Origin of the sequence: Bacteroides sp. OF03-11BH (assembly GCF_003604005.1) — a bacterium.
Taxonomy (GTDB): Bacteria; Bacteroidota; Bacteroidia; order Bacteroidales; family Bacteroidaceae; genus Bacteroides; species Bacteroides ovatus.
Window position 1 is genome coordinate 219,283 of sequence record NZ_QTMW01000005.1, and the last position, 20,853, is coordinate 240,135.

At 41.9% G+C, this 20,853-nt stretch carries 23 protein-coding genes; 22 read left to right on the forward strand and 1 reads right to left on the reverse strand.

The window, feature by feature from the left end; all coding sequences use genetic code 11:
* Window positions 1–4: 4 nt before the first annotated feature.
* From rpmD to DXA54_RS06035, 13 genes are all read left to right on the forward strand, one after another.
* Window positions 5–181 (forward strand): 50S ribosomal protein L30, encoded by a 177-nt coding sequence (rpmD, locus tag DXA54_RS05975; protein WP_004296332.1) that lies wholly within the window; start codon window positions 5–7, stop codon window positions 179–181.
* 32 nt (window positions 182–213) lie between these two features.
* The gene (gene rplO / locus DXA54_RS05980; RefSeq protein WP_004296331.1) at window positions 214–660 is read left to right on the forward strand and encodes a 50S ribosomal protein L15; all 447 of its coding nucleotides are present in this window, start codon (window positions 214–216) and stop codon (window positions 658–660) included.
* Between the two features lie 4 nt (window positions 661–664).
* Window positions 665–2,005, forward strand: a complete 1,341-nt coding sequence (gene secY / locus DXA54_RS05985; RefSeq protein WP_004296330.1) for a preprotein translocase subunit SecY — start codon at window positions 665–667, stop codon at window positions 2,003–2,005.
* Window positions 2,006–2,020: 15 nt separating this feature from the next.
* A complete protein-coding gene (gene map / locus DXA54_RS05990; protein WP_004296329.1) occupies window positions 2,021–2,818 on the forward strand; it encodes a type I methionyl aminopeptidase in 798 nt (265 codons plus the stop codon).
* A 1-nt stretch (window position 2,819) separates the two neighbouring features.
* On the forward strand, window positions 2,820–3,038 hold the full coding sequence (gene infA / locus DXA54_RS05995; RefSeq protein ID WP_002558052.1) for a translation initiation factor IF-1: 219 nt from the start codon (window positions 2,820–2,822) through the stop codon (window positions 3,036–3,038).
* A gap of 8 nt (window positions 3,039–3,046) precedes the next feature.
* Window positions 3,047–3,163, forward strand: a complete 117-nt coding sequence (ykgO, locus tag DXA54_RS06000) for a type B 50S ribosomal protein L36 (RefSeq protein WP_002558051.1) — start codon at window positions 3,047–3,049, stop codon at window positions 3,161–3,163.
* A gap of 33 nt (window positions 3,164–3,196) precedes the next feature.
* A complete protein-coding gene (gene rpsM, locus DXA54_RS06005; protein ID WP_004296328.1) occupies window positions 3,197–3,577 on the forward strand; it encodes a 30S ribosomal protein S13 in 381 nt (126 codons plus the stop codon).
* A gap of 11 nt (window positions 3,578–3,588) precedes the next feature.
* Complete coding sequence (rpsK, locus tag DXA54_RS06010; RefSeq protein WP_004296327.1) at window positions 3,589–3,978, forward strand: 30S ribosomal protein S11; 390 nt, start codon at window positions 3,589–3,591, stop codon at window positions 3,976–3,978.
* Between the two features lie 118 nt (window positions 3,979–4,096).
* Window positions 4,097–4,702, forward strand: a complete 606-nt coding sequence (rpsD, locus tag DXA54_RS06015; RefSeq protein ID WP_004296326.1) for a 30S ribosomal protein S4 — start codon at window positions 4,097–4,099, stop codon at window positions 4,700–4,702.
* A gap of 11 nt (window positions 4,703–4,713) precedes the next feature.
* Entirely contained in the window at window positions 4,714–5,706 is a 993-nt protein-coding gene (locus DXA54_RS06020; protein WP_004296325.1) for a DNA-directed RNA polymerase subunit alpha, read from the forward strand.
* Between the two features lie 3 nt (window positions 5,707–5,709).
* Window positions 5,710–6,213: a 50S ribosomal protein L17 gene (gene rplQ, locus DXA54_RS06025; protein WP_004307527.1), complete on the forward strand. Its 504-nt coding sequence runs from the start codon at window positions 5,710–5,712 to the stop codon at window positions 6,211–6,213.
* Window positions 6,214–6,360: 147 nt separating this feature from the next.
* Complete coding sequence (locus DXA54_RS06030; RefSeq protein ID WP_004296323.1) at window positions 6,361–6,756, forward strand: hypothetical protein; 396 nt, start codon at window positions 6,361–6,363, stop codon at window positions 6,754–6,756.
* A gap of 112 nt (window positions 6,757–6,868) precedes the next feature.
* Window positions 6,869–7,411, forward strand: coding sequence for a hypothetical protein (locus DXA54_RS06035; RefSeq protein WP_120079096.1), 543 nt, complete (start codon window positions 6,869–6,871; stop codon window positions 7,409–7,411).
* 151 nt (window positions 7,412–7,562) lie between these two features.
* On the opposite strand, the gene DXA54_RS06040 is transcribed toward DXA54_RS06035, so the two are convergent.
* Complete coding sequence (locus tag DXA54_RS06040; protein ID WP_008646315.1) at window positions 7,563–9,377, reverse strand: MutS family DNA mismatch repair protein; 1,815 nt, start codon at window positions 9,375–9,377, stop codon at window positions 7,563–7,565.
* A 318-nt stretch (window positions 9,378–9,695) separates the two neighbouring features.
* Between DXA54_RS06040 and DXA54_RS06045 the strand changes: the two genes are divergently transcribed.
* The 9 genes from DXA54_RS06045 (at window position 9,696) to DXA54_RS06085 (ending at window position 20,793) form a co-directional block, all read left to right on the forward strand.
* Complete coding sequence (locus tag DXA54_RS06045; protein WP_004307524.1) at window positions 9,696–10,340, forward strand: DUF6563 family protein; 645 nt, start codon at window positions 9,696–9,698, stop codon at window positions 10,338–10,340.
* A 377-nt stretch (window positions 10,341–10,717) separates the two neighbouring features.
* A complete protein-coding gene (locus DXA54_RS06050) occupies window positions 10,718–12,715 on the forward strand; it encodes a urocanate hydratase (RefSeq protein WP_120079097.1) in 1,998 nt (665 codons plus the stop codon).
* Between the two features lie 165 nt (window positions 12,716–12,880).
* A complete protein-coding gene (gene ftcD, locus DXA54_RS06055) occupies window positions 12,881–13,783 on the forward strand; it encodes a glutamate formimidoyltransferase (protein ID WP_004307522.1) in 903 nt (300 codons plus the stop codon).
* A 110-nt stretch (window positions 13,784–13,893) separates the two neighbouring features.
* Window positions 13,894–15,147, forward strand: coding sequence for an imidazolonepropionase (gene hutI, locus DXA54_RS06060; RefSeq protein ID WP_120079098.1), 1,254 nt, complete (start codon window positions 13,894–13,896; stop codon window positions 15,145–15,147).
* Between the two features lie 47 nt (window positions 15,148–15,194).
* Entirely contained in the window at window positions 15,195–15,824 is a 630-nt protein-coding gene (locus DXA54_RS06065; protein ID WP_120079099.1) for a cyclodeaminase/cyclohydrolase family protein, read from the forward strand.
* The gene (hutH, locus tag DXA54_RS06070; RefSeq protein ID WP_004296315.1) at window positions 15,821–17,320 is read left to right on the forward strand and encodes a histidine ammonia-lyase; all 1,500 of its coding nucleotides are present in this window, start codon (window positions 15,821–15,823) and stop codon (window positions 17,318–17,320) included. Before DXA54_RS06065 ends, hutH begins: the two co-directional genes overlap by 4 nt.
* Before the next feature lie 349 nt (window positions 17,321–17,669).
* The gene (locus DXA54_RS06075) at window positions 17,670–18,320 is read left to right on the forward strand and encodes a TetR/AcrR family transcriptional regulator (protein ID WP_004323670.1); all 651 of its coding nucleotides are present in this window, start codon (window positions 17,670–17,672) and stop codon (window positions 18,318–18,320) included.
* 55 nt (window positions 18,321–18,375) lie between these two features.
* Window positions 18,376–19,722: a TolC family protein gene (locus DXA54_RS06080; RefSeq protein ID WP_004310868.1), complete on the forward strand. Its 1,347-nt coding sequence runs from the start codon at window positions 18,376–18,378 to the stop codon at window positions 19,720–19,722.
* Between the two features lie 33 nt (window positions 19,723–19,755).
* Window positions 19,756–20,793: an efflux RND transporter periplasmic adaptor subunit gene (locus DXA54_RS06085; RefSeq protein WP_120079100.1), complete on the forward strand. Its 1,038-nt coding sequence runs from the start codon at window positions 19,756–19,758 to the stop codon at window positions 20,791–20,793.
* Window positions 20,794–20,853 lie beyond the last annotated feature (60 nt).

The window sequence follows — 20,853 nt, forward strand, 5'->3', positions numbered from 1 at the left end:
AGATATGTCAACTATAAAGATTAAACAAGTTAAAAGTAGAATTGGTGCTCCAGCTGATCAGAAAAGAACTCTCGATGCACTGGGACTTCGTAAACTGAACCGTGTGGTTGAACACGAAAGCACTCCTTCAATTCTTGGGATGGTAGATAAAGTAAAACACTTGGTTGCCATTGTTAAGTAATTATTTGTTGAATAATAAAACGAAATTACAATATGAACTTAAGTAATTTAAAACCTGCAGAGGGATCTACTAAGACAAGAAAAAGAATTGGACGTGGAACTGGTTCTGGCTTAGGCGGTACTTCTACAAGAGGTCATAAGGGAGCTAAATCAAGATCTGGATACTCTAAGAAGATCGGTTTTGAAGGTGGTCAGATGCCTCTTCAACGTCGAGTTCCTAAATTTGGTTTCAAGAATATCAATCGTGTAGAATATAAAGCCATCAATCTGGATACTATCCAGAAACTTGCTGAAGCTAAGAGCTTGGCAAAAATTGGTGTAAACGACTTTATCGAAGCAGGATTTATATCTTCAAATCAGTTGGTAAAAGTATTGGGTAACGGAACTCTGACTAACAAGCTGGAAGTAGAAGCTCATGCATTCTCTAAGACTGCAACTGCTGCTATTGAAGCTGCTGGTGGAACTGTAGTAAAACTCTGATTCAATGAGAAAAGCTATTGAAACATTAAAGAATATATGGAAGATTGAGGATCTGAGACAGCGGATCCTCATCACCATATTGTTTGTGGCAATTTACCGTTTCGGATCATATGTCGTATTACCAGGTATCAATCCGGCAATGCTGGCAAAATTGCACGAACAAACAAGTGAAGGCCTTTTAGCCTTGTTAAATATGTTCTCTGGAGGAGCATTTTCTAATGCCTCTATTTTTGCATTAGGAATCATGCCTTATATCTCTGCATCTATCGTAATCCAGTTGTTGGGAATCGCTGTGCCGTATTTCCAGAAGCTGCAACGCGAAGGTGAGAGCGGCAGAAGAAAAATGAATCAATATACTCGTTATTTGACGATTGCTATATTGTTAGTTCAGGCCCCTTCTTATTTGCTCAATCTTAAAATGCAGGCTGGCCCTTCCTTAAATGCTTCATTAGATTGGACTCTGTTTATGGTTACCTCTACCATTATTTTGGCAGCAGGTAGTATGTTTATTTTGTGGCTTGGTGAAAGAATTACTGATAAAGGTATTGGTAACGGTATTTCATTTATCATCTTGATTGGTATTATCGCTCGTTTCCCTGATGCTTTGTTGCAAGAAGTTGTATCCAGAGTAGCAAATAAGAGTGGTGGTTTGATCATGTTTATAATTGAAATCGTATTCTTGTTATTAGTGATTGGTGCTGCTATTCTTTTGGTACAAGGTACAAGAAAGATTCCTGTACAGTATGCAAAAAGAATTGTTGGTAACAAGCAATATGGTGGTGCTAGACAATACATTCCTTTGAAAGTGAATGCTGCTGGTGTTATGCCTATCATTTTTGCTCAGGCAATCATGTTTATTCCAATTACGTTTATCGGTTTTTCAAATGTAAATGATGCGGGCGGTTTCTTGCATGCGTTTACAGATCATACAAGTTTCTGGTATAATTTTGTTTTTGCGGTAATGATTATATTATTTACATATTTCTATACTGCAATTACAATTAATCCGACTCAGATGGCTGAGGATATGAAGAGAAATAATGGTTTCATCCCTGGTATTAAACCGGGAAAGAAAACAGCAGAGTATATTGATGATATAATGTCTCGTATTACTTTGCCGGGTTCTTTCTTCTTGGCTTTAGTTGCTATTATGCCTGCTTTTGCCGGTATATTCGGAGTGCAAGCAGGATTTGCTCAATTCTTCGGCGGTACATCTTTGTTAATTCTTGTAGGTGTTGTTCTTGATACACTGCAACAGGTTGAAAGTCATTTGTTGATGAGACACTATGATGGTCTGTTGAAGTCTGGTCGTATTAAAGGACGCGCTGGTGTAGCGGCATATTAATTCTTTAGATTAGAAATGATATTTCTTAAAACAGAAGATGAAATAGAATTGCTCCGTCAGAGTAACCTGCTTGTTGGTAAAACTCTTGCAGAGGTTGCCAAACTGGTGAAGCCTGGTGTAACTACACGTGAGTTGGATAAAGTTGCTGAAGAGTTCATTAGAGATCATGGGGCAACTCCAACTTTCAAAGGATTTCCGAATCAATATGGAGAACCATTTCCCGCATCTCTTTGTACTTCTGTTAATGAACAGGTTGTACATGGAATCCCAGGGGATATTGTACTGAAAGATGGCGATATCGTATCAGTGGATTGCGGAACTTACATGAATGGTTTTTGTGGTGATTCTGCTTATACTTTTTGTGTAGGAGAGGTGGACGAAGAAATTCGTAACTTGTTGAAGGTAACTAAAGAAGCGTTATATATTGGCATTCAGAACGCAGTGCAAGGCAAAAGAATCGGAGACATCGGGTATGCTATTCAGCAATATTGTGAGTCTCACTCTTATGGTGTAGTGCGTGAGTTTGTTGGTCATGGCATTGGTAAAGAGATGCACGAAGATCCTCAAGTGCCTAATTATGGTAAAAGAGGATATGGACCTTTGATGAAAAGAGGCCTTTGCATAGCGATAGAGCCGATGATAACATTGGGAGATCGACAAGTGATTATGGAACGTGATGGATGGACTGTGAGGACCAGAGATCGTAAATGTGCTGCACATTTTGAACATACGATAGCTGTTGGAGCTGGTGAAGCTGATATTTTGTCTTCATTCAAATTCATAGAAGAAGTTTTAGGAGATAAAGCAATATAATATGGCAAAGCAATCTGCAATAGAACAAGATGGAGTTATAGTTGAAGCATTGTCAAATGCAATGTTTCGTGTTGAATTAGAAAACGGACATGAGATTACTGCACATATTTCAGGTAAGATGCGGATGCATTACATCAAGATTTTGCCGGGAGATAAAGTGAGAGTCGAAATGTCTCCTTACGACTTATCGAAAGGAAGAATTGTGTTTAGATATAAATAAAATAAGATATGAAAGTAAGAGCATCATTAAAGAAACGCACGCCAGAATGTAAGATCGTTAGACGTAATGGCCGTTTGTATGTTATTAACAAGAAAAATCCTAAGTATAAACAACGTCAAGGATAATTTGTTATTTTTGCAAAAAAAATAATTAAGTATATGGCTATAAGAATAGTTGGTGTAGATTTACCTCAGAACAAAAGAGGTGAAATTGCGTTGACCTATGTATATGGAATAGGTCGCAGTAGTTCAGCAAAAATTTTAGATAAAGCTGGTGTAGATAAAGATCTGAAGGTTAAAGACTGGACAGATGATCAAGCTGCTAAGATTCGTGAGATTATCGGTGCAGAGTATAAAGTGGAAGGTGATCTTCGTTCTGAAATCCAATTGAACATTAAGCGATTAATGGATATTGGTTGCTATCGTGGTGTACGTCACCGTATTGGTCTGCCTGTTAGAGGTCAGAGCACTAAGAACAATGCACGTACTCGTAAAGGTAGAAAGAAAACCGTTGCTAATAAGAAAAAAGCTACTAAATAATAATTGTTGATATGGCAAAAAAAACAGTTGCAGCTAAAAAGAGAAATGTGAAAGTAGACGCTAATGGACAGTTGCATGTTCATTCATCTTTCAACAATATTATTGTTTCTCTTGCAAACAGTGAAGGGCAGATTATCTCTTGGTCATCTGCTGGTAAAATGGGATTTAGAGGTTCTAAAAAGAATACTCCTTATGCAGCGCAGATGGCTGCCCAGGATTGTGCAAAGATTGCATTCGATCTTGGCCTGAGAAAGGTAAAAGCATATGTGAAGGGTCCAGGTAACGGACGTGAGTCTGCTATTAGAACTATCCACGGTGCTGGTATCGAAGTTACTGAAATCATTGACGTGACTCCGCTTCCACATAATGGTTGTCGTCCTCCGAAAAGACGTAGAGTTTAATTTACCTTTAACTTACACAATGATCTTGATTTTGTTTTTGGATTACATTTAATTTCTCTCTGTAATCGCGGCTGCAACAAATTAAGTTCATGAATAAACAATTAAATATTTAAAAGAAATGGCTAGATATACTGGACCAAAATCGAGAATCGCCCGTAAATTCGGTGAAGGAATCTTTGGAGCTGACAAAGTTTTGTCAAAGAAGAACTATCCTCCCGGACAACATGGTAATTCAAGAAAAAGAAAAACTTCTGAATATGGTGTGCAACTTCGTGAAAAGCAGAAAGCTAAATACACCTATGGAGTTTTAGAAAAACAATTCCGCAATTTGTTTGAAAAAGCAGCTACTGCTAAAGGTATTACCGGTGAGGTACTCCTTCAATTGCTGGAAGGCCGTCTTGACAACGTAGTATTCCGTTTGGGAATTGCTCCTACACGTGCTGCTGCTCGTCAGTTGGTTAGTCACAAGCACATTACTGTAGATGGTGAAGTGGTAAACATCCCTTCATTTGCAGTAAAACCAGGACAATTGATTGGTGTTCGTGAAAGATCTAAATCTTTGGAAGTAATTGCTAATTCTCTTGCAGGTTTCAATCATAGCAAGTATGCTTGGTTGGAATGGGACGAAGCTTCTAAGGTTGGTAAAATGTTGCACATACCTGAAAGAGCAGACATTCCTGAGAACATTAAAGAACATTTGATCGTTGAATTGTATTCTAAATAATAATTAATTTCATGGCGATATTAGCATTTCAAAAACCTGATAAAGTATTAATGTTGGAGGCGGACTCCAGATTCGGTAAATTCGAATTCCGTCCGTTGGAACCGGGTTTTGGTATTACTGTAGGTAATGCATTACGCCGAATCCTTCTTTCTTCATTAGAGGGTTTTGCTATCACTACTATCAGAATCGATGGTGTGGAGCATGAATTTTCTAGTGTACCTGGAGTAAAAGAGGATGTTACCAACATTATCTTGAATCTGAAACAAGTGAGATTCAAGCAAGTAGTTGAAGAGTTCGAGAGCGAAAAAGTGAGCATCACTGTCGAGAATTCCAGTGAATTTAAAGCAGGTGACATAGGTAAGTATTTGACTGGATTTGAAGTGTTAAATCCGGAATTAGTTATTTGTCATTTAGATTCTAAGTCAACTATGCAGATTGATATTACAATTAACAAAGGCCGTGGTTATGTACCTGCTGATGAGAATCGCGAGTATTGCACGGATGTTAATGTAATTCCAATCGACTCTATTTATACACCGATACGTAATGTCAAGTATGCTGTAGAAAACTTCCGTGTAGAACAGAAGACTGACTACGAAAAGCTAGTACTTGAAATTAGTACCGACGGTTCTATACATCCGAAAGAAGCGCTGAAAGAAGCTGCAAAAATTCTGATTTATCACTTCATGTTGTTCTCTGACGAGAAGATCACGCTTGAAAGTAATGATACTGATGGCAATGAAGAGTTTGATGAAGAAGTATTGCACATGCGTCAGCTGTTGAAAACTAAACTCGTTGATATGGACTTGTCAGTTCGTGCCCTCAATTGCTTGAAGGCTGCTGACGTAGAAACTCTCGGCGACTTGGTACAATTCAACAAAACTGACCTGCTAAAATTCAGAAACTTCGGAAAGAAATCGCTTACCGAGCTTGATGATTTGCTGGAAAGTCTGAATCTGTCGTTTGGAACCGACATTTCTAAATATAAATTAGATAAAGAATAAAAAATGAGACATAATAAAAAATTCAATCATTTAGGTCGTACTGCTTCTCATAGAAGCGCTATGTTATCTAACATGGCTTGCTCTTTGATCAAGCACAAAAGAATCACTACGACTGTTGCAAAGGCGAAAGCTTTGAAAAAGTTTGTTGAGCCTTTGATTACTAAGTCTAAAGAAGATACTACGAACTCTCGTCGTGTTGTATTTAGCAACTTGCAAGATAAGATTGCAGTAACAGAGCTGTTCAAAGAAATCTCTGTTAAGATTGCTGATCGTCCGGGTGGTTATACTCGTATTATCAAGACTGGTAACCGTTTGGGTGACAATGCAGAAATGTGCTTCATCGAGTTGGTTGACTACAATGAAAACATGGCTAAAGAAAAAGTTGCTAAGAAAGCTACTCGTACTCGTCGTTCGAAGAAAGCTGCTGAAGCTGCTCCTGCTGCTGTTGAAGTTCCTGCAACTGAAGCTCCTAAGGCTGAAGAACCAAAAGCTGAATCAGCTGAATAATTTTACAGTTATTCTTATAGATATAAAAAAGGCTACCTGTGAGGGTAGCCTTTTTTGTTTGTCTGCCGTTTACTAATACTAAGATACATTAAAATATATCTTAATAGAACTTTTCATAGAGAGAATCTGTTATATTTGCAGGTGAATATGGCAAAATTTGTAAAGGTAATATTGTTTCTGTTGCTGACTGTTGCTTTTCATAGCATAGCAGGCAATGTTTCTACTGCGAAAGTGGTGGATGAACAAGAGCGTGCTATTACATATGCAATGAGACAGCATGGGGAAATCAGCGCACCGGATCTTCCTGGTAAGCCAGTGGCTGAATTGAACAACTTGCAAAGCCATCAGATATCTGTAACACGTATTCAACGTGTGCAACTTGGAGAATATTTCTTTTCTTTAAAAAATGCGCTACAATGTTGTGCTGATCGTGATAACTCACTTTCACAACACTGGGGGCGGATTTATGGTACAACAACTTCCTATTATTGCCAGCCATCAAGTGAATACTATGTATATACTTTGAGGCGTATAATTATTTAGTAGTCTATTTATTGGTATTGTTTATTTTGTGGTTACTGGTATCTTCTGTAATACCGGTGACTATATCCTTTTTATCTTTATATTTTTACTAATAATTTAAACTTTAAATATTATGGCAACTACTCAAACGATTGATGCTACTATCTTCGCATCTTCACACCCCGATATCGCAAAACGTACAAGTGTTTCAGGAGTTTTAATTTCTTCTGTAATGTTATTGGTCGGTATTTTAGCTTTTGTTTCCACTTTCGAATTGGATGATAAGTCTTCTACGGTTAGTATGGCTTTGATGGTTCTGGGAACAGGTTTATTCCTTATGGGGATTTTCCGTCTCTTCTGGAAATCAAAAGAAGTTATTTATTTGCCAACCAAAAGTGTGGCTAAAGAGCATAGTATATTCTTTGATTTGAAACACATGGATGCTTTGAGGAATCTTGTGAATTCGGGTTCATTCTCAGCAGGTTCGCATATAAAGAGTGAGGCTAGTGGTAATATACGTATGGATGTGATACTTTCTGCTGATAAAAAGTTTGCAGCTGTACAGTTATTCCAGTTTATACCTTATACATATCAGCCAATAACATCAGTGCAGTATTTCACTGATGAACAAGCTTCAGCGGTAATAGCATTTCTGGCAAAAAGTAAAATGCAGTAAAAGTATATCTACAAAACCTGTTTAACTTTGTTTTTTCCGACACATTAAAACAGGTAGCTTGAAATTTTATATTCAGTTTGCTGCTACTAAATAAAGCCGGTTTTGGATGTTACTGCAATAGAAAACTTTGATTTTCATACAAGGATGGGGATTAGTCGTTAATGACGGCGATCCCCATTTTCTTCATTAAAAAGCAGGCATTCATATTTTGCGCAACTCCGTTTCTCATTTGGTAAGAGAAGGTGAGTTCGTTGTTCGTGATGTCAGCTTCGAAACAGTAATTCCGGATATTTTGTGGGAAAGAGTCCACTAAAGTTCCTAGCAACAAGTCATGAGTGGCGATGATGCCATTGGTGTTCATGTGCATGAATTGTTTGATGAGGGCGAAAGAACCTTTCTGTTTATCCATAGAGTTTGTACCTTTCAATATTTCATCAAGGATGATGAAAAGTTCTTCTCCTGCTTCAAGCTTGTCTATGATTAATTTAAGTCGCTTGAGTTCGGCAAAGAAATAAGATTCGTTGTCGGCTAAGGAGTCACTGGTCCGAAGGCTGGTGACGAGGCGAGCCGGATATATTTCCATCCGCTTTGCCCAAACGGGAGCCCCTATACATGCTAGTAGATAGTTCACTCCTACAGTACGTAAATACGTGCTTTTTCCTGCCATATTGGCTCCTGTGATAATAATAAAGAAAGGACGTCTTTCAATGTCTATTCCGTTGCGTACACATTTGTTGCGATCCATTAAAGGATGCCCCAAAGCTTCAGCCTGCAGATGGAAAGATTGAGCAGCAATGGTAGGATAGATGTAATCCGGATGATTATATGCGAATGTTGCCAGAGAACAATAAGCGTCAATTTCTCCGATGGTTTCTATCCAGCGGGGAAGGTCAGATGCGTGGATTTCTTTCCACTTCTCGATTCGCATCACTTGGCGCAGCTCCCAGAATATCAGTCCATTGAGTATCGTGCTTATTAGCAGATTGCTTCGTTGATCGAGTGCGTTCATCAGTTTTGAAAGCTGGCGTACTGCTTGAGAAGCGGTTTGATTCTGACTTGTAAGTTCCGTTTTTAACTTTTGCAGTATATGACTTTGCATTTCTTTCTGTTCAGTGAGAAGAATCTGGTCAGCGTATGTCGAAAGAATTTGTAGCTTTTCTCCGTAGGTCGTTTGTAGTTTAGTGATTCCTTTAGAAAAAATAGTGCTGAATAATACAAAGCCAACAAACACTCCTCCTGCAATACTGGCCGAGATAATACCTAAAATGGCTAGACCTATACATAAGAAATTAATGATCGTTACCGCTGTCGGGAGGATGCGTAGAAGTGTACGCTTCCGATAATAACTTGGACTGTTTGCCCATTCTTTGATTTCGGTGGTATCGGCAGGTTTTCCTTTATAGAGTAAGCCGAGTAAGCGGATTTGTTGGCGATATTCTAAGTCTGTGGACAATTCATGTATAGCTTCCTGGCGATGTTCAATAGCTTCTTTGTTTTCCAGATGTGCATTGAACCAGTTTGCAAGATGCAGTTTGCCAATAGGCGTTGCAGTGCGGTTGATGTATTGGAAAAGAGAATGTTCGCCAAATACGTCTAAATCAAGAGTGTAGAGATGAGATGGATTAACAAATTCTTTTCCATCATCAAAATCAGAAAAGTCATATTGCATGGCACGTAGCTCCTGCTCATTGATTTCTATTTTCTTTTTCAGAAAGTCTTTTCGGTAGAACCAGAAATTATGGCGTTTTACCAGCCAGATGAATAAGATAAAAGGTAAGATAGCGAAAGCAGAGAGACATAGCCACCCATCAGACCAAAAGATAATGACATTTGCTACAGCTCCTACGAATAAGATCAGGCGGAGAAGACTGATATAATAGATACGTTTCCGTGCATTCTGTAACTCCAGTTCTGTTTTCTGAATGATTTGCTGATATGTAGTAATGATCTGTTCTTGTTTTTCCATGACAAATTTAATTCTTTTCCACAAAGGTAATATAATTCATGACGGTCGGGATAAGAGCTTGTTTTTGTCGAGAGCAGATTTACTGTTTATTAACGGAAGATAGAAAGGAATAACAAGCTCATATTATGACTTGTCTGGATAATGCCTTTACTAGCTGTAAGGAATGGGGTATATAAGTTCTGTTTCCGTTTAATAAGAGTAGGGGGCATTTCCTGGTAGCAGCTTTTTTTCAATATTTCTTTCCTCATTCTTGCATTTATCCGCTAAAATTTATAACTTTCCACTCGAAAAGGCGTTAGACAGGAAAGGAGGATGCTTATGAAGAAAGGATGTATCTTATGTTTGCTGATAAGCGTGATTAGCCTTCCGTTAATTGCGCAGAATATTATTTATTCCAACCTGAAAGAGTTGCTGGCTCAACATGGTGATACAACAGCCGTGTTGCGTGTAGAAAAACGTTCCAGAAATCAGATTGTATTGACAGGAGGGGCTGATTACCGGATAACGGCCGGTGATGACGAGTCGATGTGTCGACGCTTGAAGAAGCGTTGTTTTGCCGTGCGTGACGAAAAAGGAGATTTATATTTGAATTGTCGTAAGTTGCGCTATAAAAAGTTACGCTTTGGAGCATGGTATGCCCCTGCCGTTCAATTGGGTAAAAATATCTATTTTTGTGCCATGCCTCTAGGTTCGGTTATCGGAGGAAACTTTGTAGAAGAGGATGACGTAAAACTGGGAGGGAATATTGGCGATGCTCTTGCCGCTTCAAGTTTGGTTACGAAACGCGTCTGTTATGAGCTAAATGGTGAAACAGGAAAAGTCGATTTTCTAGGAAAAGATAAAATGCTTCAATTATTGAAGAATTATCCGGAACTGAAACAGGCATATTTGAAAGATGATAGTCAGGAGGCGAAGCATACCTTTAAATATTTGTTGGAGTTGCGGAATAAACAAAAAAAGTAATTTTGTCGATCTCTGTTGGTATAGCAGAGAAAGAGTATGTTCATAATACAATCATGGTCATAGTGATATGATTAGGGTGCGGATTATGCAAATAACACAGAACTCATAGCTTTGATTTAATGGAAAAATCCGCTATCCATTTTAATAAAAGCCCTATTAATCCGTTTGGATAAAAGACCTGCATTTGTATCTGTATAAAAGCATAAGAGACTCCTGACATTGCCTGTATCTTACCATTCTATTAAGCAGTAAATGTAATAATGCCTTTCTGATAATAAATCTGTTATTTCTCTTGTCTTTTATCTTCTTTTTTTCTATATTGCGAAGAGTTATAAGACTGTATTGCTTACAGTTTGTAATCCTTAATTCTGTTTATTATGAGAATAACTCTTGGCAACACGCTACCTCCTTATCCGGATTTTGTAGAAGGTATCCGGAGAGCTCCCGACCGTGGTTATACACTTACCCCGGCGCAGACCATCACAGCTTTAAAAAACGCTTTGCGTTATATTCCCTCCGAGTGGCACGAACAACTGGCTCCTGAATTTATGGAAGAACTACGCACTCGCGGGCGGATTTACGGATACCGTTTCCGTCCTGCCGGAGACTTGAAAGCAAAGCCGATTGATGAATATCAGGGGCAATGTATTGAAGGCAAAGCCTTTCAGGTAATGATTGACAATAACCTTTGCTTCGATATAGCCTTATATCCCTACGAACTTGTTACTTATGGTGAAACCGGGCAAGTTTGCCAAAATTGGATGCAATATCGACTGATTAAGCAATATCTGGAAGAACTTACCCAGGAACAGACACTGGTTATTGAATCCGGACATCCATTGGGGCTTTTCCGCTCCCGTCCCGATGCTCCCCGCGTTATAATTACCAATTCGATGATGATCGGACAATTCGACAATCAACATGATTGGCATATTGCCACCCAGATGGGAGTTGCCAATTACGGACAGATGACAGCCGGAGGCTGGATGTATATCGGTCCTCAAGGCATTGTGCATGGCACTTTCAACACCCTCCTGAATGCCGGACGATTGAAACTCGGCATTCCACAAGACCAAGATTTGCGGGGACACTTATTTATTTCTTCCGGTTTGGGAGGAATGAGTGGTGCACAACCTAAAGCAGCCGAAATAGCAGGAGCAGTCTCCATCATAGCCGAAGTAGATCGTTCACGCATTGAAACACGTTACCGCCAGGGATGGGTGGGGCGTGTGACTGCAGATATCATAGAAGCATACCGGATGGCAGCTGAAGCAATGCGACGCCGTGAACCTTGTTCCATTGCCTATCATGGAAATATAGTAGACCTGCTCGAGTATGCCGAGCGTGAAAAGATTTTGATCGAACTATTATCCGATCAAACCTCCTGTCACGCCGTTTACGAAGGTGGATACTGCCCAGCCGGACTGACTTTCGAGGAACGCACACGCCTTCTTCACGAATCGCCGGAGGAATTCCGTCACTTGGTAGACATATCTCTGCGCCGTCATTTCGAAGTCATCAAGAAATTGGTAGCCCGCGGAACTTATTTCTTTGATTATGGAAATTCTTTTATGAAAGCCATATACGATGCCGGAGTAAAAGAAATCTCCTATAATGGTGTTGATGAAAAAGACGGATTTATCTGGCCGAGTTATGTCGAAGATATTATGGGACCCCAACTCTTTGATTACGGCTACGGTCCGTTCAGGTGGGTCTGCTTGAGTGGTAAACACGAAGATCTGATAAAAACAGACCATGCGGCTATGGAGTGTATTGACGTCAATCGGCGCGGTCAGGATCTGGACAACTATAATTGGATACGGGATGCAGAAAAGAATCAACTCGTGGTGGGTACACAGGCACGTATTCTTTATCAGGATGCAGTTGGAAGAATGAAGATAGCCCTCCATTTCAATGAGATGGTTCGCCGGGGTGAAGTAGGCCCTATTATGCTGGGACGAGATCACCACGATGTCAGCGGTACGGATTCTCCTTTCCGGGAGACGTCAAATATCAAAGACGGAAGTAATGTGATGGCAGATATGGCTGTGCAATGCTTTGCCGGAAATTGTGCCCGTGGGATGAGTCTGGTAGCCTTGCATAATGGAGGTGGAGTCGGTATCGGCAAAGCAATCAATGGCGGTTTTGGTATGGTATGCGACGGTAGCGAACGGGTAGATGAAATACTCCGTTCGGCAATGCTTTGGGACGTAATGGGAGGAGTAGCCCGCCGTTCGTGGGCGCGTAATCCGCATGCGATGGAAACGAGTGAAGCATTTAATGAGTCCCATGCTGGAGATTATCAGATAACAATGCCGTATGTGGCGGACGAAGAATTAATAAAGAAGATAGTTCCATCTATTGTGGGAAAGTAGTCTCACAATATAAGAGAAAGCGTTCCCATAATGTGAAGGAATAAATTCCCACAATATATGGAACAGTTTGAACATGCTGTTATTTTGGATAAACCATGTGGCTATTTGATGTAAAACATATAGTTATTCAGTAAAGTATAACCTCTATAATAATAGATATTTGATATGAGTTGGAATAAGATTATTGAATGTGTCCCCAATTTTAGCGAGGGACGTGATTTGGAGAAAATAGATCAGATAGTAGCCCCTTTCCGTAGTAAAGCCGGAGTAAAACTGCTTGATTACAGTAATGATGAAGATCATAACCGTCTGGTTGTCACACTTGTGGGAGAGCCGGAAGCACTGTGTGAAGCAGTAGTTGAAGCCGTTGGTGTAGCTGTCCGTTTGATCGACCTGAATCAGCACACCGGGCAACATCCTCGTATGGGAGCGGTAGATGTAATTCCTTTCATCCCGATTAAGAACACCAGTATGGAAGAAGCCATCGAACTCTCTAAAAAAGTAGCGGCGAAAGTTGCGGAGCTATATAATCTTCCCGTCTTCCTGTATGAAAAGTCGGCTACTGCGCCACACCGGGAAAATCTCGCCTCCGTTCGTAAAGGCGAGTTTGAAGGAATGGCCGAAAAGATCAAACTACCCGAATGGCAACCTGACTTCGGACCTGCTGAACGACATCCGACCGCAGGTACCGTAGCAATCGGAGCCCGTATGCCACTCGTAGCTTACAATATTAATCTAAGTACAGATAATATGGAGATAGCCACTAAGATAGCGAAAAATATCCGCCATATCAATGGAGGACTTCGTTATGTAAAAGCAATGGGAGTGGAACTGAAAGAGCGAAACATTACCCAAGTATCCATTAACATGACCGACTATACCCGTACCGCACTCTACCGTGCCTTCGAATTAGTACGTATCGAAGCCCGTCGTTACGGTGTTACGATTGTAGGTAGTGAAATAATCGGTCTTGTACCGATGGAAGCTCTGATTGATACCGCTTCCTACTATCTCGGACTCGAAAACTTTACCATGCAGCAAGTTCTCGAAGCTCGTATCATGGAATAGTCAATAAGAAAATAGAATGAATCACAATTGCTTTATGGCAAACATCATTCTAAAAAAACGTGCCATTCATATCTCCATTTATTATATGAACTAATTATGATGAACTATTTATGAGTGAAAACCTAATCATATTTAACGCCCGTATCGTAACCCCCATCGGCTTTTCCGCCCGTAAAGGAGAGGAAATGTCTCAACTGCAAATCATAGAAAACGGAACCGTGGAAGTAACCAAAGGAATCATTACCTACGTTGGTGAAAACCGTGGTGAAGACCGGGATGGTTACTACCAGCACTATTGGCATTATAACGCTCGCGGACATTGCCTTTTACCCGGTTTCGTCGACTCCCATACCCATTTTGTATTTGGCGGAGAACGTTCCGAAGAATTCTCCTGGCGTCTGAAAGGTGAAAGCTATATGTCAATCATGGAGCGGGGAGGGGGAATTGCAAGTACCGTCAAAGCCACCCGGCAAATGAACTACCTTAAACTTCGTTCAGCCGCCGAAAGCTTCCTGAAGAAGATGAGCACCATGGGAGTAACCACCGTAGAAGGTAAAAGTGGCTACGGCCTGGACCGGGACACAGAATTACTACAACTAAAAGTAATGCGCAGCCTGAATAACGCCGAGCATAAACGCGTCGATATAGTCTCCACTTTTCTCGGTGCCCACGCCCTTCCCGAAGAATATGCAGGGAGAAGTGACGAATACATCGATTTCCTGATTCGTGAAATGCTTCCCCTTATCCATTCTGGTAAGTGGGCAGAATGTTGTGATGTCTTTTGTGAACAAGGCGTTTTCTCTATCGAACAATCCCGTCGCCTGCTTCAGGCAGCCAAAGAGCACGGTTTTCTGTTGAAACTCCATGCCGACGAAATCGTCTCTCTCGGCGGTGCCGAACTGGCAGCCGAACTCGGAGCACTGTCTGCCGACCATCTCCTGCATGCTTCCGATGCCGGCATCCGTGCAATGGCCGATGCCGGGGTAGTAGCCACCCTGTTACCTCTGACAGCTTTCGCCTTGAAAGAACCCTATGCGCGAGGTCGTGAAATGATTGACGCCGGTTGTGCTGTGGCACTTGCCACCGACCTGAATCCCGGCAGTTGTTTCTCCGGTTCCATCCCGCTGACCATTGCTCTGGCCTGCATCTATATGCAAATGAGCATCGAAGAAACCATCACCGCTCTCACCCTGAACGGAGCCGCCGCTCTTCAACGAGCCGACCGGATTGGAAGCATTGAAGTAGGCAAACAAGGCGATTTCATCATCCTCAATTCCGACAACTATCATATTCTACCTTACTATATAGGCATGAATTGCGTAATCATGACTATTAAAGGCGGCATACTTTATCCCCTCACTTAATAGTTGAAAAACTCTCATTCATTAATCACTTAAAAAAATAGAATACCATGTTAGCAGATTTAACCGTAAAAGATTTCTTAGATAAAGTAGCTTGCAGTGACCCTGTGCCCGGTGGCGGTAGTATTGCCGCTTTGAATGGAGCGCTGGCTTCCTCCCTTTCTACGATGGTGGCACGGCTGACCGTAGGAAAAAAAGGATATGAAGTCAGTGAAGAAGTAATGCAGCACGCACAAACCATCACCCTCCGTTTGCTGGACGAATTTATGGCACTTATTGACAAAGATTCAGCTGCCTACAACGAAGTATTTGCCTGCTTTAAACTACCTAAAACAACCGACGAAGAGAAAGTCGCCCGAAGTGCCGCTATCCAGAAGGCAACCAAACAAGCCGCCCTCGTTCCGTTGGAAGTAGCCCGCAAAGCACTGGATATGATGTCCGTTATAGCAGATGTTGCCCGTCTCGGTAACCGGAATGCTGTCACAGATGCCTGTGTCGCAATGATGTCCGCCCGTACCGCCGTATTGGGAGCCTTACTGAATGTCCGTATCAACCTCGGTTCGCTCAAAGACAGAGATTTTGTCCTCCAGCTGCAAACCGAAGCCGATGCCATCGAGCAAACCGCCTGTCAGAGAGAAAAAGAATTGTTGGATGCTGTAAATCAAGACCTGCGCGTATGAGTAAGAATGTATACCATATCGGTTCCGGAGCACTGACCTTCGAAATCATCGAACGAATTATAAACGAAAACCTGAAACTGGAACTAGCCCCCGAAGCCAAGTTACGCATCCAGAAATGCCGTGACTACCTCGACCAAAAAATAGCTTCTTCCGAAGAACCATTATACGGCATAACAACAGGTTTCGGCTCTCTATGCACTAAAAATATATCTCCCGATGAACTGGGAACCCTCCAGGAGAACTTGATAAAAAGCCATGCTTGCAGCGTAGGCGAAGAAATCCGCCCCGTCATCATCAAACTGATGATGCTTCTCAAAGCCCACGCCCTCTCATTGGGACATAGCGGCGTACAAGTTATCACCGTGCAACGCATCCTCGATTTTTTCAATAATGACGTCATGCCAATTGTCTACGACCGCGGTTCCCTTGGAGCCTCCGGCGACCTGGCACCGCTCGCCAATCTTTTCCTTCCTCTGATAGGTGTCGGTGATGTCTACTATAAAGGAAAAAAGTGCGAAGCCATCAGCGTACTCGACGAGTTTGGCTGGGAACCGGTCAAACTAATGAGCAAAGAAGGACTAGCCCTGCTGAACGGCACCCAATTTATGAGTGCCAACGGTGTGTTTGCTATGCTCAAAGCCTTTCGCCTCTCGAAAAAGGCCGACCTGATAGCCGCCCTTTCCCTCGAAGCCTTTGACGGCCGTATCGACCCGTTTATGGACTGCATCCAGCAAATCCGTCCCCATCAGGGACAGATTGAGACAGGCGAAGCCTTCCGCAAACTACTGGCAGGCAGCGAACTAATCGAACGCCACAAGGAACATGTGCAAGATCCCTATTCCTTCCGCTGCATCCCACAAGTACATGGCGCCACCAAAGATGCCATCCGCTACGTTGCCTCCGTACTGCTGACCGAAATCAATTCCGTCACGGACAACCCCACCATCTTCCCCGATGAAGACCGGATCATCTCCGGCGGAAACTTTCACGGGCAACCGCTTGCCATCTCTTATGACTTCCTCGCCATCGCCCTGGCCGAATTGGGAAATATCTCCGAACGCCGTGTCTCCCAACTGATTATGGGACTCCGTGGACTACCTGAATTTCTCGTAGCCAACCCCGGTCTGAACTCCGGCTTCATGATTCCCCAGTATGCCGCCGCCTCCATGGTCAGCCAGAATAAAATGTACTGCTATGCAGCTTCTAGCGATTCCATAGTCTCCTCCAACGGACAGGAAGACCATGTAAGCATGGGTGCCAATGCCGCCACCAAACTCTATAAAGTGATGGACAACCTGGAACATATCCTTGCCATCGAACTGATGAACGCCGCACAAGGCATCGACTTCCGCCGCCCGCAGAAAACCTCTCCCGTTCTTGAGCGTTTCCTCCATGCCTATCGGAAAGAAGTACCTTTTGTAAAAGATGACATCGTGATGTACAAGGAAATACATAAAACAGTCGCCTTCCTGAAGAGGACACAGATTGAATACTGACAATAAATTGATCCTTTTTCGCTTTTCGTTAATAATGGTGACTGTTATTGCCGGGTAAGTGTCGGTTCTTATCGATATTTATCCGGCATTTATTGCCGGCCATCTCTTCTATTAGCGATAAAACTTTACTTCCTATATTCCTCCCTTTTACCTTTCCTCTGTGTTTGTTCCAAATTTCCTATTAACACTTGTTTTCATTTTACTCTATTGAATGATAATAAATCCCAAATGGACTATAAATAGATGGAAACTTGATTTGTTAATTGAGTTTTCTATATATCTTTGTTCCGTTTCTCCTTTGGAAATGAAGAGAAAACGAAAACTGCATTTTAATAAAATAGAAAAACGGATGATGACAGAGCATGGAAAAGACGCTTCCCAACGGGTAGAGTTAAGAGAACGGATCATAACGGCGGCAACAGAAGCTTTTACTTCGAAAGGCATCAAGAGTATTACAATGGATGACATTGCAGCAGCATTAGGAATTTCCAAACGTACGCTCTACGAAGTCTTTTCGGATAAAGAATCGTTGTTGAAAGAATGCATACTGAAGGCACAGGCAGACAGAGACAAGTATTTGCAGAAAGTCTTTGAACAGTCGCACAATGTGTTGGAAGTGATACTTGCAGTCTTTCAGAAAAGCATTGAGATGTTTCATCAGACGAACAAACGCTTTTTTGAAGACATTAAGAAATATCCCAAAGTATATGAGATGATGAAGAATCGGCAGGACAGCGATTCGATGAAAACCATGTCCTTCTTCAAAACAGGAGTAGAGCAGGGCATCTTTCGTTCGGATGTAAACTTCGCTATTGTCAATTTGCTGGTACGTGAGCAATTTGATGTGCTTTTGAATACGGACATCTGTAATGAATACCCTTTCATTGAAGTGTACGAATCCATCATGTTTACTTATATACGCGGTATCTCCACCGAAAAAGGAGCAAGGGTACTGGAAGACTTTATACAAGAATATCGCAAGAACCGCATCGAAGACTAGAGTAAAAGTGAGGTTCTATTGACAAACAATTAAGATTAAATTAGAAATTCAGTTTATGAACAAGATGAAAAGATTGACAGGTCGGAAGATCCTTCTGGTAGCTGTGGCATTCTGTGCATTTGGTTTTGCAAAGGCGCAGGACACGCAGACGGAGAAGAATACCCTAACCTTAACCTTAGACAAAGCCTTGGAAATTGCATTGGATGAGAATCCGACAATGAAAGTGGCAGCGGAAGAAATCGCCTTAAAGAGAGTTGCCAGCAAGGAAGCCTGGCAAAGTCTGTTGCCGGAGGCCAGCATTGCCGGTTCCTTAGACCATACAATTAAAGCGGCTGAAATGAAATTGAACGATATGTCGTTCAAGATGGGGCAAGACGGTTCGAACACCGCCAATGCCGGGTTGAGTATTAACCTGCCACTCTTTGTGCCGGGTGTTTACCGTGCTATGTCGATGACAAAGACGGATATTGAACTGGCAGTAGAGAAGTCACGTGCTTCCAAACTGGATCTGGTGAATCAGGTAAGCAAGGCTTATTATCAGTTAATGCTTGCACAGGATAGCTATGAAGTGCTTCAAGGCAGCTATAAACTGGCAGAAGATAATTACAATGTAGTGAATGCCAAATATCAGCAGGGAACTGTGAGCGAATATGACAAGATCAGTGCGGAAGTACAGATGCGCAGCATTAAGCCGAACCTGATTGCGGCAGCCAATGCGGTGACTTTGGCTAAATTACAGTTAAAAGTTCTGATGGGCATCACTGCCGATGTGGAGATAAAGATTAATGATAATCTGACCAACTATGAGACGACCATGTTTGCCAATCAGTTGAAAGAAGAGAATGTGAATCTGAACAACAATACCACCATGAAGCAGTTGGACTTGAACATGAAGTTGCTCGAAAAGAATGTAAAGTCTTTAAAGACGAACTTTATGCCGACTCTTTCCATGAGCTTCTCCTATCAATATCAGTCATTGTATAATCCGAATATCAATTTCTTCGATTATAACTGGAGCAACAGTTCCAGCCTGATGTTCAATATCAGCATACCTTTATATAAGGCAAGCAATTTTACGAAAGTGAAATCTGCCCGTATCCAGATGCGCCAGCTCGATTGGAATCGTATCGATACGGAAAGACAGTTGAATATGCAGATTGTCAGTTGTCGCAATAATATGAGTGCCAGCACAGAGCAGGTAGTCAGCAACAAGGAAAATGTGATGCAGGCAAAGAAAGCGGTGGTGATTGCCGAAAAACGTTATGATGTAGGTAAGGGCACGGTGCTCGAACTGAACAGTTCCCAAGTGTCACTGACACAGGCGCAACTCACCTACAATCAGTCCATATACGATTACCTGGTTGCTAAGGCAGACCTCGATCAGGTTCTGGGAAAAGAATAAAGATAGACAACTAAAAAATTACAAGTAAGGAATATGAAAAGAAGTATCCAATTGGTAGCCCTGCTGTTAACTGTGTTTATGGGCTCATGTACAGGTGGAAAAGACAAAGCTGCTGCGGAACATGTGGACGCAAAGCCTATTGTGAAGCTGGCAGACGTAAAAGCCCGCCCCGTAGATCAAATACAGGATTACACAGCAACGGTGGAAGCCGAAGTAAAGAATAATATTGCGCCTTCGTCTCCCGTACGTATCGATCAGATTTTCGTAGAAGTGGGCGACCGCGTATCCAAAGGACAGAAACTTGTGCAGATGGATGCAGCCAACCTGAAACAGACGAAGCTGCAACTAGATAATCAGGAAATAGAATTCAACCGTATCGACGAATTATATAAAGTGGGCGGTGCGTCCAAATCAGAGTGGGATGCTTCGAAGATGCAACTCGATGTGAAGAAAACCGCTTATAAGAATCTGCTGGAGAATACCTCTTTGCAAAGCCCTATCAATGGTGTAGTCACTGCGCGCAACTATGATAATGGCGATATGTACAGTGGTGGAGAACCGGTTCTGGTAGTAGAACAGATCACTCCCGTGAAACTCCTGATTAACGTGTCTGAAACCTACTTCACGAAAGTGAAAAAAGGTACTCCTGTCGACGTGAAACTCGATGTATATGGTGATGAAGTCTTTACAGGAACCATCAACCTGATTTACCCTACCATAGATGCTACTACCCGTACATTCCAGGTGGAGATCAGACTGGATAATAAAGACCAGCGTGTGCGTCCGGGAATGTTTGCCCGTGCGACATTGAACTTCGGTACAGCAGAAAACGTAGTTGTTCCTGATTTGGCTATCGTTAAGCAGGCAGGTTCCGGCGACCGTTATGTATTCGTTTATAAAGACGGTAAAGTATCTTATAATAAGGTTGAACTGGGTAGACGCATGGGTACGGAGTACGAGTTGAAATCCGGTGTGCCCGATAACTCACAGGTTGTAGTTGCCGGACAGTCACGTTTGGTGAACGGTATGGCAGTAGAGGTGGAAGCCTCTTCCCAACTTTCTTCCAAATGAGAGATGTACAGTACCTTTCTCCCAATGCTTTTATTAATTAACCTGATTTCAAAACGATCT

Excerpts from the sequence above, each read along its gene's own strand:
- DXA54_RS06035 (WP_120079096.1), top strand. The coding sequence starts at position 6,869 with ATGGCAACTACTCAAACGATTGATGCTACTATCTTCGCATCTTCACAC.
- rpsK (WP_004296327.1), top strand. The coding sequence starts at position 3,589 with ATGGCAAAAAAAACAGTTGCAGCTAAAAAGAGAAATGTGAAAGTAGAC.
- rpsM (WP_004296328.1), top strand. The coding sequence starts at position 3,197 with ATGGCTATAAGAATAGTTGGTGTAGATTTACCTCAGAACAAAAGAGGT.
- rpsD (WP_004296326.1), top strand. The coding sequence starts at position 4,097 with ATGGCTAGATATACTGGACCAAAATCGAGAATCGCCCGTAAATTCGGT.
- hutH (WP_004296315.1), top strand. The coding sequence starts at position 15,821 with ATGAGTAAGAATGTATACCATATCGGTTCCGGAGCACTGACCTTCGAA.
- ykgO (WP_002558051.1), top strand. The coding sequence starts at position 3,047 with ATGAAAGTAAGAGCATCATTAAAGAAACGCACGCCAGAATGTAAGATC.
- DXA54_RS06045 (WP_004307524.1), top strand. The coding sequence starts at position 9,696 with ATGAAGAAAGGATGTATCTTATGTTTGCTGATAAGCGTGATTAGCCTT.
- rplO (WP_004296331.1), top strand. The coding sequence starts at position 214 with ATGAACTTAAGTAATTTAAAACCTGCAGAGGGATCTACTAAGACAAGA.
- DXA54_RS06080 (WP_004310868.1), top strand. The coding sequence starts at position 18,376 with ATGAACAAGATGAAAAGATTGACAGGTCGGAAGATCCTTCTGGTAGCT.
- hutI (WP_120079098.1), top strand. The coding sequence starts at position 13,894 with ATGAGTGAAAACCTAATCATATTTAACGCCCGTATCGTAACCCCCATC.
- DXA54_RS06030 (WP_004296323.1), top strand. The coding sequence starts at position 6,361 with ATGGCAAAATTTGTAAAGGTAATATTGTTTCTGTTGCTGACTGTTGCT.
- DXA54_RS06085 (WP_120079100.1), top strand. The coding sequence starts at position 19,756 with ATGAAAAGAAGTATCCAATTGGTAGCCCTGCTGTTAACTGTGTTTATG.
- DXA54_RS06040 (WP_008646315.1), bottom strand. The coding sequence starts at position 9,377 with ATGGAAAAACAAGAACAGATCATTACTACATATCAGCAAATCATTCAG.
- infA (WP_002558052.1), top strand. The coding sequence starts at position 2,820 with ATGGCAAAGCAATCTGCAATAGAACAAGATGGAGTTATAGTTGAAGCA.
- secY (WP_004296330.1), top strand. The coding sequence starts at position 665 with ATGAGAAAAGCTATTGAAACATTAAAGAATATATGGAAGATTGAGGAT.
- DXA54_RS06050 (WP_120079097.1), top strand. The coding sequence starts at position 10,718 with ATGAGAATAACTCTTGGCAACACGCTACCTCCTTATCCGGATTTTGTA.
- ftcD (WP_004307522.1), top strand. The coding sequence starts at position 12,881 with ATGAGTTGGAATAAGATTATTGAATGTGTCCCCAATTTTAGCGAGGGA.
- DXA54_RS06020 (WP_004296325.1), top strand. The coding sequence starts at position 4,714 with ATGGCGATATTAGCATTTCAAAAACCTGATAAAGTATTAATGTTGGAG.
- rplQ (WP_004307527.1), top strand. The coding sequence starts at position 5,710 with ATGAGACATAATAAAAAATTCAATCATTTAGGTCGTACTGCTTCTCAT.
- DXA54_RS06075 (WP_004323670.1), top strand. The coding sequence starts at position 17,670 with ATGATGACAGAGCATGGAAAAGACGCTTCCCAACGGGTAGAGTTAAGA.
- DXA54_RS06065 (WP_120079099.1), top strand. The coding sequence starts at position 15,195 with ATGTTAGCAGATTTAACCGTAAAAGATTTCTTAGATAAAGTAGCTTGC.
- rpmD (WP_004296332.1), top strand. The coding sequence starts at position 5 with ATGTCAACTATAAAGATTAAACAAGTTAAAAGTAGAATTGGTGCTCCA.
- map (WP_004296329.1), top strand. The coding sequence starts at position 2,021 with ATGATATTTCTTAAAACAGAAGATGAAATAGAATTGCTCCGTCAGAGT.